Annotated in this window: 13 protein-coding genes; 2 read left to right on the top strand and 11 right to left on the bottom strand. The window is 37.1% G+C overall.

From position 1 onward, the window contains the following. Positions 1–7: 7 nt before the first annotated feature. Complete coding sequence (locus tag DM397_RS23805; RefSeq protein ID WP_162615485.1) at positions 8–163, top strand: hypothetical protein; 156 nt, start codon at positions 8–10, stop codon at positions 161–163. 38 nt (positions 164–201) lie between these two features. Next, entirely contained in the window at positions 202–831 is a 630-nt protein-coding gene (locus DM397_RS12285; protein ID WP_111377816.1) for a hypothetical protein, read from the top strand. Here the strand turns inward: DM397_RS12285 and DM397_RS12280 are convergent. The 11 genes from DM397_RS12280 to DM397_RS12230 all read right to left on the bottom strand — a co-directional run bounded on the left by DM397_RS12280 (position 826) and on the right by DM397_RS12230 (position 12,275). Continuing rightward, on the bottom strand, positions 826–1,644 hold the full coding sequence (locus tag DM397_RS12280) for a hypothetical protein (protein ID WP_111377815.1): 819 nt from the start codon (positions 1,642–1,644) through the stop codon (positions 826–828). The two genes, DM397_RS12285 and DM397_RS12280, sit on opposite strands and share 6 nt — an antisense overlap. Positions 1,645–1,901: 257 nt before the next feature. Next, the gene (locus DM397_RS12275) at positions 1,902–2,162 is read right to left on the bottom strand and encodes a hypothetical protein (RefSeq protein ID WP_111377814.1); all 261 of its coding nucleotides are present in this window, start codon (positions 2,160–2,162) and stop codon (positions 1,902–1,904) included. Positions 2,163–2,236: 74 nt separating this feature from the next. Then, a complete protein-coding gene (locus tag DM397_RS12270; protein ID WP_111377813.1) occupies positions 2,237–4,543 on the bottom strand; it encodes a hypothetical protein in 2,307 nt (768 codons plus the stop codon). A gap of 4 nt (positions 4,544–4,547) precedes the next feature. Further along, positions 4,548–5,030 (bottom strand): DUF6712 family protein, encoded by a 483-nt coding sequence (locus DM397_RS12265; RefSeq protein ID WP_111377812.1) that lies wholly within the window; start codon positions 5,028–5,030, stop codon positions 4,548–4,550. After that, a complete protein-coding gene (locus DM397_RS12260; protein WP_111377811.1) occupies positions 5,030–6,232 on the bottom strand; it encodes a hypothetical protein in 1,203 nt (400 codons plus the stop codon). Before DM397_RS12260 ends, DM397_RS12265 begins: the two co-directional genes overlap by 1 nt. Further along, on the bottom strand, positions 6,192–6,530 hold the full coding sequence (locus DM397_RS12255; RefSeq protein ID WP_142479041.1) for a hypothetical protein: 339 nt from the start codon (positions 6,528–6,530) through the stop codon (positions 6,192–6,194). Before DM397_RS12255 ends, DM397_RS12260 begins: the two co-directional genes overlap by 41 nt. A 72-nt stretch (positions 6,531–6,602) precedes the next feature. Next, complete coding sequence (locus tag DM397_RS12250) at positions 6,603–7,154, bottom strand: carboxyltransferase domain-containing protein (RefSeq protein WP_142479040.1); 552 nt, start codon at positions 7,152–7,154, stop codon at positions 6,603–6,605. A 78-nt stretch (positions 7,155–7,232) separates the two neighbouring features. Beyond that, the gene (locus DM397_RS12245; protein ID WP_111377808.1) at positions 7,233–8,249 is read right to left on the bottom strand and encodes a hypothetical protein; all 1,017 of its coding nucleotides are present in this window, start codon (positions 8,247–8,249) and stop codon (positions 7,233–7,235) included. Positions 8,250–8,263: 14 nt separating this feature from the next. After that, the gene (locus DM397_RS12240; RefSeq protein ID WP_111377807.1) at positions 8,264–9,358 is read right to left on the bottom strand and encodes an XkdF-like putative serine protease domain-containing protein; all 1,095 of its coding nucleotides are present in this window, start codon (positions 9,356–9,358) and stop codon (positions 8,264–8,266) included. Positions 9,359–9,435: 77 nt separating this feature from the next. After that, positions 9,436–11,760 (bottom strand): coiled-coil domain-containing protein, encoded by a 2,325-nt coding sequence (locus DM397_RS12235; protein ID WP_111377806.1) that lies wholly within the window; start codon positions 11,758–11,760, stop codon positions 9,436–9,438. Beyond that, positions 11,760–12,275 (bottom strand): hypothetical protein, encoded by a 516-nt coding sequence (locus tag DM397_RS12230; RefSeq protein ID WP_111377805.1) that lies wholly within the window; start codon positions 12,273–12,275, stop codon positions 11,760–11,762. The genes DM397_RS12235 and DM397_RS12230 overlap by 1 nt, the downstream gene beginning before the upstream one ends. Positions 12,276–12,281: the final 6 nt, after the last annotated feature.

Genomic DNA, 12,281 nt, shown 5'->3' with positions numbered 1-12,281 from the left:
CTAAAAAATGAAAAAATCACTTGACGAACAATATTTAGATATTAGAGTAGAAATGCAGAACCATTTCAAAGAGATGGAAAAGGAATCAAAAATTGAAATGACAGCTCTTAAAGCATTAGTCGCTTTGGTTTTCTTCGGTCTTATTGTTTTGGTTATAATTTAACTTGAATTGATTGATTATATTTGTTAAAAAACCGCTGTATGGAAAACGTATTAACTACTATTCTCAGCTCTTCGATTATTGCGACTTTGGTTGCTGGAATTGCAACAAAAATTACCGAAGGAAGAATTCAGAGCACTTTTGACAAGAAACTTGAAAGCGTCAAAAAAGAACATACTTTAGAAATCGCAAAATTTCAAAGTGAATTGGATTCGCTAAAAGCAAAGGAAAATTTCAAGTTTACCAAATTACACGAAGAGCGTTTTAAGGTATTAAAAGAAACCTACGCATTATTAAATAAGACTAGAAACAGTTTGGCTCTTTTCGTAGCAGAAATTAAACTTATCTCAAACAGCACAACATTCGAAAAAAACGAAGAAAGATTACATATGAATTTTATTGCTTCACACGAAGAGTTTGTAAAATACATCGATGATAATTTAATTTTTTTCAGTAGCAATCTTGAATCGATGCTTGCTGAATTCATCGAAGAATCTTTTCAAATCTCTGTCGATTATAATCCAAATCATCCTATTAACAAATTAGTATTTCCTAACAAAGAAGTTAAAAAGAATGCGGTATCAGCTTATAAAAGACTTAACGATAATATTCAACCTATTATGATTACTATAAAAAAAGAATGTAGAACAATATTAGGAGCTGATTTATAACTTTTTCTTTTCTTCTTCTTTAAATATCTCGTTTAATTCTACAATGTAAATTTTCTCAAGGGTTTTACTTGACTCCTTTATCTTCATCTTTTCAAATTTTATTTTATAAAATAGATATTTGTCATTAAAATAAAGAATTTCACTTGTAGCTGTAGGGAATTTTTGTTTAACCAACAGATTTGCTTTTTCAATATTAATTAAGTCATCTGTCAGTAAAAAATTTCGGTGAATTTCTCGGAATAGTGTACTAGCTAAAAATAAAGTTGTAAAAATAAAAAGTAACCTATAAAATCGAATATACCTAACTGGTCTTAATTTATTCGCCTTACCTAAATCATTTAAAAGTGTATAAATAACATATAAAATTGTAACCGAAATAATAAAATAAACGTTTAATATTGAAAAGTCTTTTGCTACAATTTTAAAATAGTTCACTATAAACACCATTAAAAAGGATGAAAATACTAATACTAAAAATGTAGTACTATGTTTTTTTACAAGAGGTTTCAACTCATTTACATCTACTGTTATATTACTGAATAAAAATTTGCCTTTTTTTTCGTCCCAAAAATCTTGAATTAAATTCATCATCATAGGCATTAAAGACACTAACATAAACATTAAAATAAGTAATCCATCGGGAATAATTTGAGATATTGAGAAAAACCTAAGATAAGGAAGTGAAATGTTCATCAATTCCATTGCTTGCCATAAGCCTCCAATAAAAGCGGGGATTACAACAATTGTACTTAAATTATTTTGAAAGAACTTCAAAATTCTTTCAGCAATGTTATTGTTATTTTCGTCTTCCATTTTTTTCAATCAAATATATATGAAATTGAATTCTATGCCAATACTATTACTATAATTTTATTTCTTCAATAACTTTTCAGCTGCGTTAATTCCCAAAGCCCCCAAAGAAAGTATTAACACTGAATTGTTGGCAGCATCACTAGGAAAAACAAACATATAAACACAAAGACTTAACCCAGCAACCAAACCGATAAATCGTTTTGATGATGGATTAGAATTGTACTCAATCAGTTTCTTTAGGTAGTTTAGAAATATCATTATTTTTCAATGTCTTTTTTCTTGCTCAACTCTTTTGAGAGCTGTTTGATTTCTTGACTCAATTCTTTAATTGCAGCAAACAAATCATCAATTCGATTGTTAAGCGTGTTATGTTCTGTTTCAATTACTTTAATTGATGTTGTGTGTTCGTTAATCATCACATCGTGCTTTTGGATTTTCTCAAACAATTGTTTTATAAAATATCCAATAATTGAGATAAGCAGTGAAATAACCGCTAACGCCAGTTGTTCTATATTCATTTGATTTCGTTTATGGTTATTATAGTTTTAATAAGAGCGAACGTAAACGCCCGCCCTTGTTAAAGTTTGTATTATTACGGATAAACAGAAATATCTATTGTCGCCAAAGCTAGGTTATCTGTTCCTGTACCACCTACTAAGGTATTATATGCAACGGCATTTGTTGATACGAAATTACCATTGATTGTATAAGATGTTGGTGAAGGTGTATTAGTTGTAGCTAAGAAAGTGCATTTACCTGTCGGAAATGCACTTGACAAAGTTCCAGTATAATACCCCGTCGCTGTTCTACTCCAAACTATATTGCCAACACTATTTTCTAAAACTGTTACTGTAGGTGCTGTTGTTCCTGATTGAGCCACTAACGCAACGTATTTTTTAACTCCGTTGATTCTACCGTAAATAGTCGTTGCACTCAAGACACCTGTAAAAGTTCCCGTTGTTCCAGTTAAACCACCTGTAAGCGTTCCGCCTGACAAAGCAAGCCTTAGAATTGAATCTGTTGCATTAATTGTTATATTGGCTGTACCGTCAAAACCAACACCGTTGATTGTTCTTGCGGTTGTTAATTTGGTAGCCGATAAAACATTTTTAGTTGAATCGGCTGTATTGTCAACATTAGCCAACCCTACAGCTGTTTTGTTCAGCGTTTGCCAAGATTTATCGCCTCTATAGTATTGAGAGGTAGAACCAATAATGATATTTGGCTCTTTTGCATTTAACTGTGTTTGAATTGAACTTGCAGCTCCTTTAACATAGGATAGTTCAAGCAATGTGGGGTATGTGACAGTATTTAACGATTTTAATCGTTTAGATGCATCGAATCCCGCAATAGTGTTTTCTATTTCTGTATTCAGTAATAACCCATTATTCGATATGCTTGCAACTTCAGTTGTATTAATACCAAAACGTATAGGTGTAATTGAACTGTCTTCATTTATTGAGGTTATTAATGCTGTAGAAGAATTTTGGAATCTTATTTGAGCTAATTTATTTTTAGCATAACCTAAAACAGTACCTGGTCTTCCATTACTTCCAAAATAAGAAAATCCTAAACTATTAGGCACTCCTGAAGATTCCCAATCATTGCCTTGTAAATCTATATTTGCCTCATCTACTGTATCTAAACCTCTTGCATCTATATTAGCTCCATTAGTCCCACCGTACACATAAAGTTGAGATTCGACAGGAACAACTGATACTTGCCCTATTGCAAATTGAGGTTGTTCGATAATACTTACTGGATTTGTTACTGTAAATATGTTTTTTCCTTGATGATTCTTATAAAATAAAGTACCACCTGCATTCATATTAAATTCCCCAAAATAATTATTCAAATTATTTTTTATTCTATATATAGGATTACTACCATTTATTTCTAAAATACTTGATGTGTTTGCCCACAAAAGACGGCTACTATCAACAATAGTATTTGGACTTGTTGTATAAGGAATTCTTCCAGCTGTAAAAGCTGTACCTATAGTAGTTTTAGAATCTAATTGGGTTTGAATTGAACTCGTTGCATCATTGTAAAGCTTTTGATTATCGGATTGGTAATTCTTATTTGTGGTTTCAGTTACTTGGGCTGTTGTATAATCGCCAATTTGTGCAGATATAACACCAGCACGACCAAACACGCTAACAACATTGTCACTCCCTGAGTGCTGTTTTTCCCAAGTTGAACCGTTATAAACCACATAATCACCAATAACAAAATTTAAGCTGTTCACACCTGCACCGCTAACCGTAACACGGTAAACATCTCCTGTATTTCCAGTTCCGTTAACAAGAGCTGGCGTATTAGTTGCCGCATTGTAAACGCCTTTGTATTCCATTACGGAATTAGGAAGCTGAGAAGTAAGGATTTTACCGCCAGCATCTAAACCTGCATACCCGTTGGCTATGTTTTTTTCTGAAACATTTTGTTTAACAGCCAAACCGTTGAAAACTGCATCTTCGCTCGGTGCATATTCTGTTGTTCCAACGTTAATTGTCTGCGTTACCTTTGCGTCAACATATTCGAATGTTGGTTTATAATCTAAAGCAAGCTGTAAATCGCTTTGGTCGCTTAGAGTTCCGTTAATTTCACCCCAATTTACCGAACTGATTAAGTCAGGCTTATTTTTAATAAAAGCATCACTATCAGGGTCATTGACTAACCAATCAGATTGTACATTTTTTTCGGCATCTGCTGGAATGCCCGCAAGCTTTGTTTTTTCAGCAGTTGTGTAGTCGTTTGTACTTAGACCTTTACCACTGATTTTATCAACTTTATTGGCATATAACTCTGTAAAATTGTCTTCGCATTTTATGTTGGCATCACGTAAAGTGTCACCCAAATTATCATTTGGAGTTGATGTATTAATATGCTTTTGAGCCATATAGTTAGTACCAACCTATCAGGTTGGTTGTATTTTTCGTATCGTTATTTTGTCCGTATTCGGGAACTGGATTTTTGGCAATGAAGCTGTAAAAGTTCTGCTCGTAGCTTATGCCTATAGACTCGTAAGTCTTACCCAATATGGTGAGTTCGTTAAGTGGGGTATTTGTCGAACCCTCAGCACCAACTCTGTAAGTCCCTGCATTTGTAGTCTTGCTTGTGTTGATGGACAAGTACACGCTGCAAGAAAAAAAGGTGAGCATATCGATAACGTAATCGGTGTAAATCGTTTGGTAAATTCCCGTTAACGTTCCAGCACTATAATCTGATGAAATTTTATCGTATAAATCAATTCCTAAGATTCTCTTTAAGTAAGTGGTTTGAGCAATGATAATGCTTGGTGCTAACTGGTCAGGGTCGATATTACCACCAAATCCAACTGTCTCACTAATTATCGTTGGTTTGATTAAAACCTTAATTTTTCCCATTATTCAATGATTTTAGGCTCTTCGTTATTGTTTTCAGGCTTATCAATTAGATTGATATTTTCCAAGTCCTGAGACCTTGTAGAATTGTTGGTATTTTCAAGTTTCGTTTCTTCTTTAAAGTCCTCAAAATCCAAATCAATAGTTGAATCGATTACATTAAAAACCTTATTCAAACCGTTTATAATCACCTCACGCATTGGGTTTATATGTCTTCTAAACAAACCACGGGTTGCCGTTGCGATTTCGTCAGCGTTGGAACTGAAACCATTATTTGCATTAGAACCTTGGAATAGAATTGGAGGACAAGAATGAGCAACAATAAGCTTGCGTTCAGCTTCTTCTGAATAAAAAACGTTTTGCTGGTTCAACTCAGGTGGTGAAAGCTGGTCAACGGTTGTTGCTTCTTCAATTCCCTCATTAAATGATACAAGCACCGCACTTTGGTTGTCCGTTCCTGTAATCTTGTTTCTAACATCCTGCGCTTGCTTCTCGGCTACCTCTTTTTCTTGAATACGTCCGTTGTTATAGTTAATAACAGTTAACACCGTCATAGCGTTCAAGAAGTGGCTTTTGGCTGCGTTTGCGAGTTGCCCCTCAACATTAGCCCAAGGAATACCCGCCAAGTAGTCAGGCAATGGGAAAAACGGCTCTCGTGATGGTCTTTTGCAAACCAAAACTTCTAAATCATTTCCTTTGTAAACGCCCGTATATGCTGGCAAAAATTTTGGTTTATATCTGTACTGGCTTGTCCAATCCCAACTATACCAGTAGCCGTTAATGCAATTAAAATCGTCAAGATTAACCGCAAGTTTAGCAATGTCAATTCGTTCAATTCTAAGCGGTTTCTTGGCTAGCGACCAAATAACTTGAATTGCATACCCGCCAAATAGTTTATAATCTTGGCATAATAGCAATACGTCTTCGTCGCTGATGTACTTTTTTATGTTCTGCCCGTTTATGTCGTAAAGACCGCAACCGTATATGTAGTTTACAAATGCGTTAATGATACTTGCATTGGTCGGGCTGTCGTCGTAAGCATCAATATAACGTTTGTAGTTTCCGTTGTTGATTCCGTTGGTAACCCATTTGCGCCCGTAAGCTGGTTTAATGTCTATCGGTTGAAAAGCTGACATTAAAATGTTAGATTCGAATGCGTAATTATTAGAACTCGTAACGGCTGTTACTTTGTTGTTTGTACTCATAATTTTGTACGTCCGTATTATCGTCAACGACAAGCATTTTACCCAAGTAAACCAAATCGTTGTTATTCGTTATGTTGCTGATAGTTATTTCGTACCTATTACCGCTTTCAAAATCTGCGGGAACGTCTGTAATTACTATATTTAAATATGAAGCTGAAACCGAAAAAGTAAACACCAAATCAATCATTGCATTTGTCAATTCATTCTTAAGCTTAACACTTAATTCGTCCGTTGAATTTGGATATTGTCTAGGAACACATTTAAATTGCTCCAACTGGTTTAATTTGATAACTTTCATATTGATATTGTTTGAGAAAAAAAAAGCAGGCATATTAATTGCCTGCCTTAATTTGTTAGTTTAATTTGATACTTACGCGTATGGCTTAATTGCCGCTGCGTAATCAACCAAAGCGGTTGAACTTAATACGTAGTTTCTTGAAAGCTCGGCTTCCTCAGTGTGGAATGTTACCGTAAACCCGTTTAAATCTGCAATTGCGCCACCAGTTTGGTCTGTAGTTGTAATTGCTACCGCTCCGAACTGAGAACCAGCCGCAACGATTGAACCGTCGTTCTTTTCTATGAATAAAACAACCTCACCTTTTATAAGTTCATTTATTAATTTTACTGTTTCTAAATCTTGACCTTTCGCAACGTTAAATACACAAGGAATATCGCCAACAACTGATGTTGAACGGTTATCACCTCCAACGGTTGCAGTCTCTAAATAGTTAACAGTTGTATTTTTAAGTTCTAACCTTGCGATAGTTGAACCGCTGTAAACGCTTGCAAGTGTAGTTACACCCGCACCAGTTACCGTGATTTTGTTTAAACTATCAAAAGGCGCAACCCCCACCGCTTTTACTCCTGCCATTGAAGACATACAAGATAGTTTACGGCTTTTTGAAATTGATGTACAACCCATTTATTTTTACTGTATTTTCTTTTGTTATAAAGCATCAATCCAGCACCTAAATGCTGGATGAAAGCCCTACTGTTATTTTTATCCTTGAATTGTGATGTATCTTTGGTTAGTTACCCACGTTGCAATTGATTGTTTGTTTTTGATGTATCTTTTTTGTGCACCGTTTGCCATCTTGTCAACTTCCAAGTAAGAAGCGTCACCGCTTAAGTCAAGCAATACTTTTAAGTACTCAGGAAGAGTTAAAATCATAACGTTAACCATTGGGTGGAATTCGATTGCAACACCGTTGTAAGAGATTTTTTCACTTGCTCCGCTACCCTCAACCAAGAAGTTTATTTGTTGGGCTGCACCAACTGAGTTGTTCGCAATTTTTATTAATTGGCGGTGTGCTAATGGTGCGAAGATTCTAGGCTCTGAACTTGTAGAGTTGATTACTTTGTCAGGCGCACCAGCGTATAGTTTTGAGTATTCAGCTGCAATGTTTGCACTTGTGATTGTAATTCCAGTTAATTTAACAGAATCCGCAACACCTGCGCCAGCAACTGTTTTACTGTTAGAATCGTTCCAAAGGGCACGAACTGGAATTGAATCGAACTCACTTGTTGGCATTGCTGCAACTGTAGCTTTGAATGATGCCGTTAAACCTGTTGTAGCTGCAACCGCTACTTTTGTAGCTGATGTTGCACCGTTCCATAGGTGGTTTTCCAAGTCTTCACCGATTGCTGGCGCAACTTGAATTAATACTTTTTTATCAAATTCGCTTGACACTTGGTTGAATGCTCCAGCTGCCATTGATTTTTCAAATCTTGTACCGAATAAAACCGCATCGTCGATTACATCACTATACTCTATTGATTTCAACGCTACTGGTGATTTTTGTACTCCTAAATTAATCGAACCGTCACTTGTTACCGCATCAGTTGAACCTGCTTTCATTGTTACGCTTACTTTGCTTTCGTAAACGTCTGCACCCGATTTAAAGCCCTCTTGAATGTCGATTACTCTATCTCTAAGTGTTTTAGAATCTGCATATAATTCTGATTGAATTGCTTCTAAATCTGGGTTTTTCTTCCCTCCTGCATAATTTATTGCCATTTTTTAGTTAATATTTATTTTGCTTTATTGTGTTGCATCTTTTCGTAGTTGCTCATTTCATCATAAGATTTTGTGAATGCTGGCGGTACGTTTTTGATTGCCTCTGCTGCTGGGGTCTGTGCTTTCATTTCTGTTAATTCAGTATCAGCTTTGATTTTCTCAGCTTGTAATTTTGCTAGTTCTTCTTGGGCTGTTGCTAAATCTTTTTTCAACTGTTCGTTTTCTGCCTCAAGGTCATCTTGGCTTTCATCGGCTGGCTCTGCTGGTGCTTCCGCTTCTGCTGGCACGTCGGCTTGTGTTTCTTCTGCCATTTCCTCAGTTGCTTTTTCTTCTTCAGCTGGTTTGTCCTCAATCGCTGTAATTGTTCCCAAATCGTCAGTTTTATAAAGCTTTGAATCGATTTCAACCTCAGCATTTGCGATTGGTTCGCCCGCTTCATCCGTCAAGATTTCGCCTTCTTTTAAATCAATTGCATAAACTTTTTTATCTCCGCTTGTGAACTCTTTTTTGTCCTCATTAGCCATAAAAAAATCTTTGATTGACTTGAAAATGCTTTTTTTGTTCATTGTCTGCTTATTGTAATTTTCATTATTGTTGACCTCTTTGAAACCTAAGCGGGCTTCAATGCTCAAACCGTCAAGATTTCCACTTTTTATATCATTCCAAACCTCTTGGTTATCGATTTTATAACCCATCATCCAAGTACCTGCTGGAACATCAAAGCCCATTGCATTTGATTTGTCATTTGTTGGGTCTTGAACAATCCAAGATTCGAACGGATAAATACCTTTTGTGTCTTCGGCTTGGTGGTTGATATTGGTTGTTGAGTTATGACCGTTTTTGAAGTAGTTTTTCTGCAACTGGTCAATTGTTTCTGCTGTGTAGAAAACTTGTGCGTTTTCACCGTTTACGTCTGCTCTAAAAATTAGCTTGTTAGGTATCATTGCAGGTGCGTAAACGATTTGCTTTTCGTCTTGTGTGAAGTGGAAAATTTGAGGTTTTTCAGCGTTGAAGTGCAGCAAAGTAGTTTCGAGCGCTGGGTCTTTCACAAGTGAAACCCTAAAAACTCCCTGCTGGTCTTTGCTAAATACTAATTCATACTTTTTCATAACTTTATTATAGTACCGAAAAGCCTGAAAGTAAACGCTTCACAATAAAAAAACCCGCTGAAATGAGCGGGTCTTATTTAAAAACTATTTGCTTCTACTTTTTTACGGTCTAATGCCTGTTGGTCTGTAACTGCACTTGAAACAACATAAGCCTGTATTGGTGGTTGGTCTTGTGCATTCCTTGCGATTGAACTGGCAATTTGATTTTCGCTAGATGCTTGAAAATTCACTTGCGGTGTTGCTGTTGCCTGTGTTCTTGCTCCCGTTCCGCTTTGTGTTGGCGTGTCGGGCATTGCTGGTGCTGAACCTGCCGAACCACCACCAACCGCTTGCAATGCTTTTGACGTGCTGGCAATAATGCTAGCCGCCCCAAGCGCACCCGTTGCAATGTGAACCGCTGACCAAGGCAAACCGAATGTTAACGGGCTGGCCGCGTTATCTTTCGAAACCGCTTCAACCGTATTAATAGCAACTTTTCCCAAAGCTACCGCACCATCTGCAACAATAATCCCTTTTTGAACTGCTTTATTCTTTTCAAACAAAGATTTACCAGCTGAAAGAGCCGCATTTCCTAACGCATTAATTGAATCCTGCTCAGCTTTCTTTTGGGCTAGTTTTCTATCTGCAATTTCTTTCTCTTTATCTGCATTTGCTTTGGCTAAATCAGCTTGTGCGGCCCAATAGTCTTGGTCTTGCTTCAATTGGTTGGCTTTGTTCTCTGCGTCTAGCTCAAGTTGAAGCGTGTTATACTTTTCAGTTATCAACGCTTCCAAATCTCCAGTGTCAACACCCTTTTGTTTAAACGCTTCAATCTCCAGTAAGTCGCGCTCTTTTTGCAGGTCTAACTTTTCTTGGGCTGTTTTTGCGTTTATATCTTGATTTGCTCTAAACGCTGCTATTTCCGCATTGTTTATATCTTCGAGATTTTTCTTTTTAAGCGCAAGCTCTGCTTCTGCCGCTTTCTTGGCTTCTTCAAGTCGTTTTTTGTTTGCATCCTGCTGGGCTTTCAAAGCATCATCTGCCGCCTTTTTTCTCGCTTCGGTTTCTTTCTTGGTTTCATCAACTAAAAACTGGTTATTTAAATCGATTCGCTTCTCTTTTAAATCGTTTGTTTTCTTGTTGTAATCCTGCAATTCGTTGTAAGCATTAAGCATCGCCTCTTTTTGCGCTTTTAAAGCTTCTTCGCTTGCTTCTTTTTCCTTTAAATCCAATAAGATTGAACGCTCACGCAAAAAGTTTGTTCTCGCAATCATTGCGTTTTTTTGGCTCAAACGGCTTGCCTCGTTGATGTGAGCATTTGCCAAGGCGTTAACCTCTTTTGCACTCTTTCCCGAAGCTGCTGCCAAGTCTTCTTGCAACTTATTGTGCCTTTCCAGTTCTTTAAAACTCTCTTTTCTAGCTTCTGTAAGTTTCTTTTGGGCTCTAAGATTGTCCTCGGCTGCTTTGGTCTGTTTTTTCTCGGCTGCTTCACTAGCCGCAAGTGCTGATACTAGCAACCAAATACCAGCAGTAAGAGCAGCAATTGCCAACGCTATCGCAACAACTGGGTTTGCCGCTAAAGCGACGTTATAAGCCCACTGAGCGGCCGTAAGTATTCTCGTTGCTGTTGCGTTGATACCTTTTTGAATGATATTCTTTTCTTCGGCTGCTGTATCTATGTTAGTAGCTGCCGCACTGGCTAGAATAGCCATTCTAAGTATCTTAAATTGTTCCCCAAGCTCTGCAACTCCCTTTAATCCTTCGGCAAAAGCCATAGCAGCTTGCATCTTTTGTAAGACCTTGGTTGCTTCCTCTGAATCATCAGCAAATGCGCCAATTGCGCCAGCTGCAAAATTAATTCCAGTGGATGCTATTTGTGTCGCAGCTCCTAATTTGTCTTTAAAAGTGGCTGCTGCTGCATCTACTGCCCTATCAGTCAGAATTTGGGTACGTCTATATTCCCCAACAACCTGCAATAAGCCTTGATATTCCTCACTTGCCTGTTCGCCAGCTAGTGCCAATTCATAAAGACGGTCTTCGGCTTCACCCATACGAGTTGTCAACGGCTGCAATTCTCCATAAACCTCTTCAAAGGTTGCGTTTAAATCTCTTGTACTGTTTGCCGTTGCCGTAATCTGTTTTTGAAGGTCAGAAACTGCCTTTGCAGCGTTAATGGCTTCTTTTGAACTTGCCCCGTGTAGCTGTGCCATTTTCGCAAGCTCTTTAATTGCAGCATCCAACTGCGCTTTAAGGTCTTTTTGTGCCTTGGCGTTACGCTCGGTTTCGCTCGTGTTATCGTTGATGCTGTCCGTTGTTCCGTCTATAGCATCACCTAAGTTGTTTACTTCTTTTTGGATTTGGTTTGCATTGGTGTCAAAATTCAACCTAATATTTTGCTCTAAGTTTTCGTTTTGCTCTGCCATTAGTAACCAATTGTTTCAAAATGTAATCGTAATGCTTGAGCTTCCCCAGTCCATTCTTTTAAAATGATTTGAAACTGAGATGGTGAAACAACTTTAAATACGTTTTTCCCAAGACTAGACCCGTTTTGTAGCAAAACAGAACTTGTCGGCACTTGCTCGTACCAGCTTTTTACGATATAATTATTGTTTGGATGTGCGTTTTGAAGATTAACCGTAATAATCGCGTTATTAGGTATAGACACGCACGAAACACCTGTAACGTTTCCTGTAGCACGCAAACGGTCTGACAGCTGAATACCTATTTCTATCCCAACCTCAACGCCTCCAATCGTAAGGTTATTTGCTGTTATATAACCTTTATTTAACGGTATATTACTGCTTGATATTGGTTGAAGTGTTTCTAAGTAATCGATTATAGCGAGTTCAACCGCTCTATGTTCTATTGGCTCAATATTGCTATTGTCTGCTAAGTTTACGTTTACTAAATCCCTTAATTGCGCTATGGTTAAAGCCATTTTTTT

The sequence above is a fragment of the Flavobacterium nitrogenifigens genome (genome assembly GCF_003254565.1).
In the GTDB taxonomy this organism is placed as follows: Bacteria; Bacteroidota; Bacteroidia; order Flavobacteriales; family Flavobacteriaceae; genus Flavobacterium; species Flavobacterium nitrogenifigens.
This window is presented reverse-complemented; position numbering and strand designations above follow the sequence as displayed.

What these genes read in the sequence shown, in the direction of transcription:
- DM397_RS23805 (WP_162615485.1), top strand. Translation starts at nt 8, where the DNA reads ATGAAAAAATCACTTGACGAACAATATTTAGATATTAGAGTAGAAATG.
- DM397_RS12285 (WP_111377816.1), top strand. Translation starts at nt 202, where the DNA reads ATGGAAAACGTATTAACTACTATTCTCAGCTCTTCGATTATTGCGACT.
- DM397_RS12280 (WP_111377815.1), bottom strand. Translation starts at nt 1,644, where the DNA reads ATGGAAGACGAAAATAACAATAACATTGCTGAAAGAATTTTGAAGTTC.
- DM397_RS12275 (WP_111377814.1), bottom strand. Translation starts at nt 2,162, where the DNA reads ATGAATATAGAACAACTGGCGTTAGCGGTTATTTCACTGCTTATCTCA.
- DM397_RS12270 (WP_111377813.1), bottom strand. Translation starts at nt 4,543, where the DNA reads ATGGCTCAAAAGCATATTAATACATCAACTCCAAATGATAATTTGGGT.
- DM397_RS12265 (WP_111377812.1), bottom strand. Translation starts at nt 5,030, where the DNA reads ATGGGAAAAATTAAGGTTTTAATCAAACCAACGATAATTAGTGAGACA.
- DM397_RS12260 (WP_111377811.1), bottom strand. Translation starts at nt 6,232, where the DNA reads ATGAGTACAAACAACAAAGTAACAGCCGTTACGAGTTCTAATAATTAC.
- DM397_RS12255 (WP_142479041.1), bottom strand. Translation starts at nt 6,530, where the DNA reads ATGAAAGTTATCAAATTAAACCAGTTGGAGCAATTTAAATGTGTTCCT.
- DM397_RS12250 (WP_142479040.1), bottom strand. Translation starts at nt 7,154, where the DNA reads ATGGGTTGTACATCAATTTCAAAAAGCCGTAAACTATCTTGTATGTCT.
- DM397_RS12245 (WP_111377808.1), bottom strand. Translation starts at nt 8,249, where the DNA reads ATGGCAATAAATTATGCAGGAGGGAAGAAAAACCCAGATTTAGAAGCA.
- DM397_RS12240 (WP_111377807.1), bottom strand. Translation starts at nt 9,358, where the DNA reads ATGAAAAAGTATGAATTAGTATTTAGCAAAGACCAGCAGGGAGTTTTT.
- DM397_RS12235 (WP_111377806.1), bottom strand. Translation starts at nt 11,760, where the DNA reads ATGGCAGAGCAAAACGAAAACTTAGAGCAAAATATTAGGTTGAATTTT.
- DM397_RS12230 (WP_111377805.1), bottom strand. Translation starts at nt 12,275, where the DNA reads ATGGCTTTAACCATAGCGCAATTAAGGGATTTAGTAAACGTAAACTTA.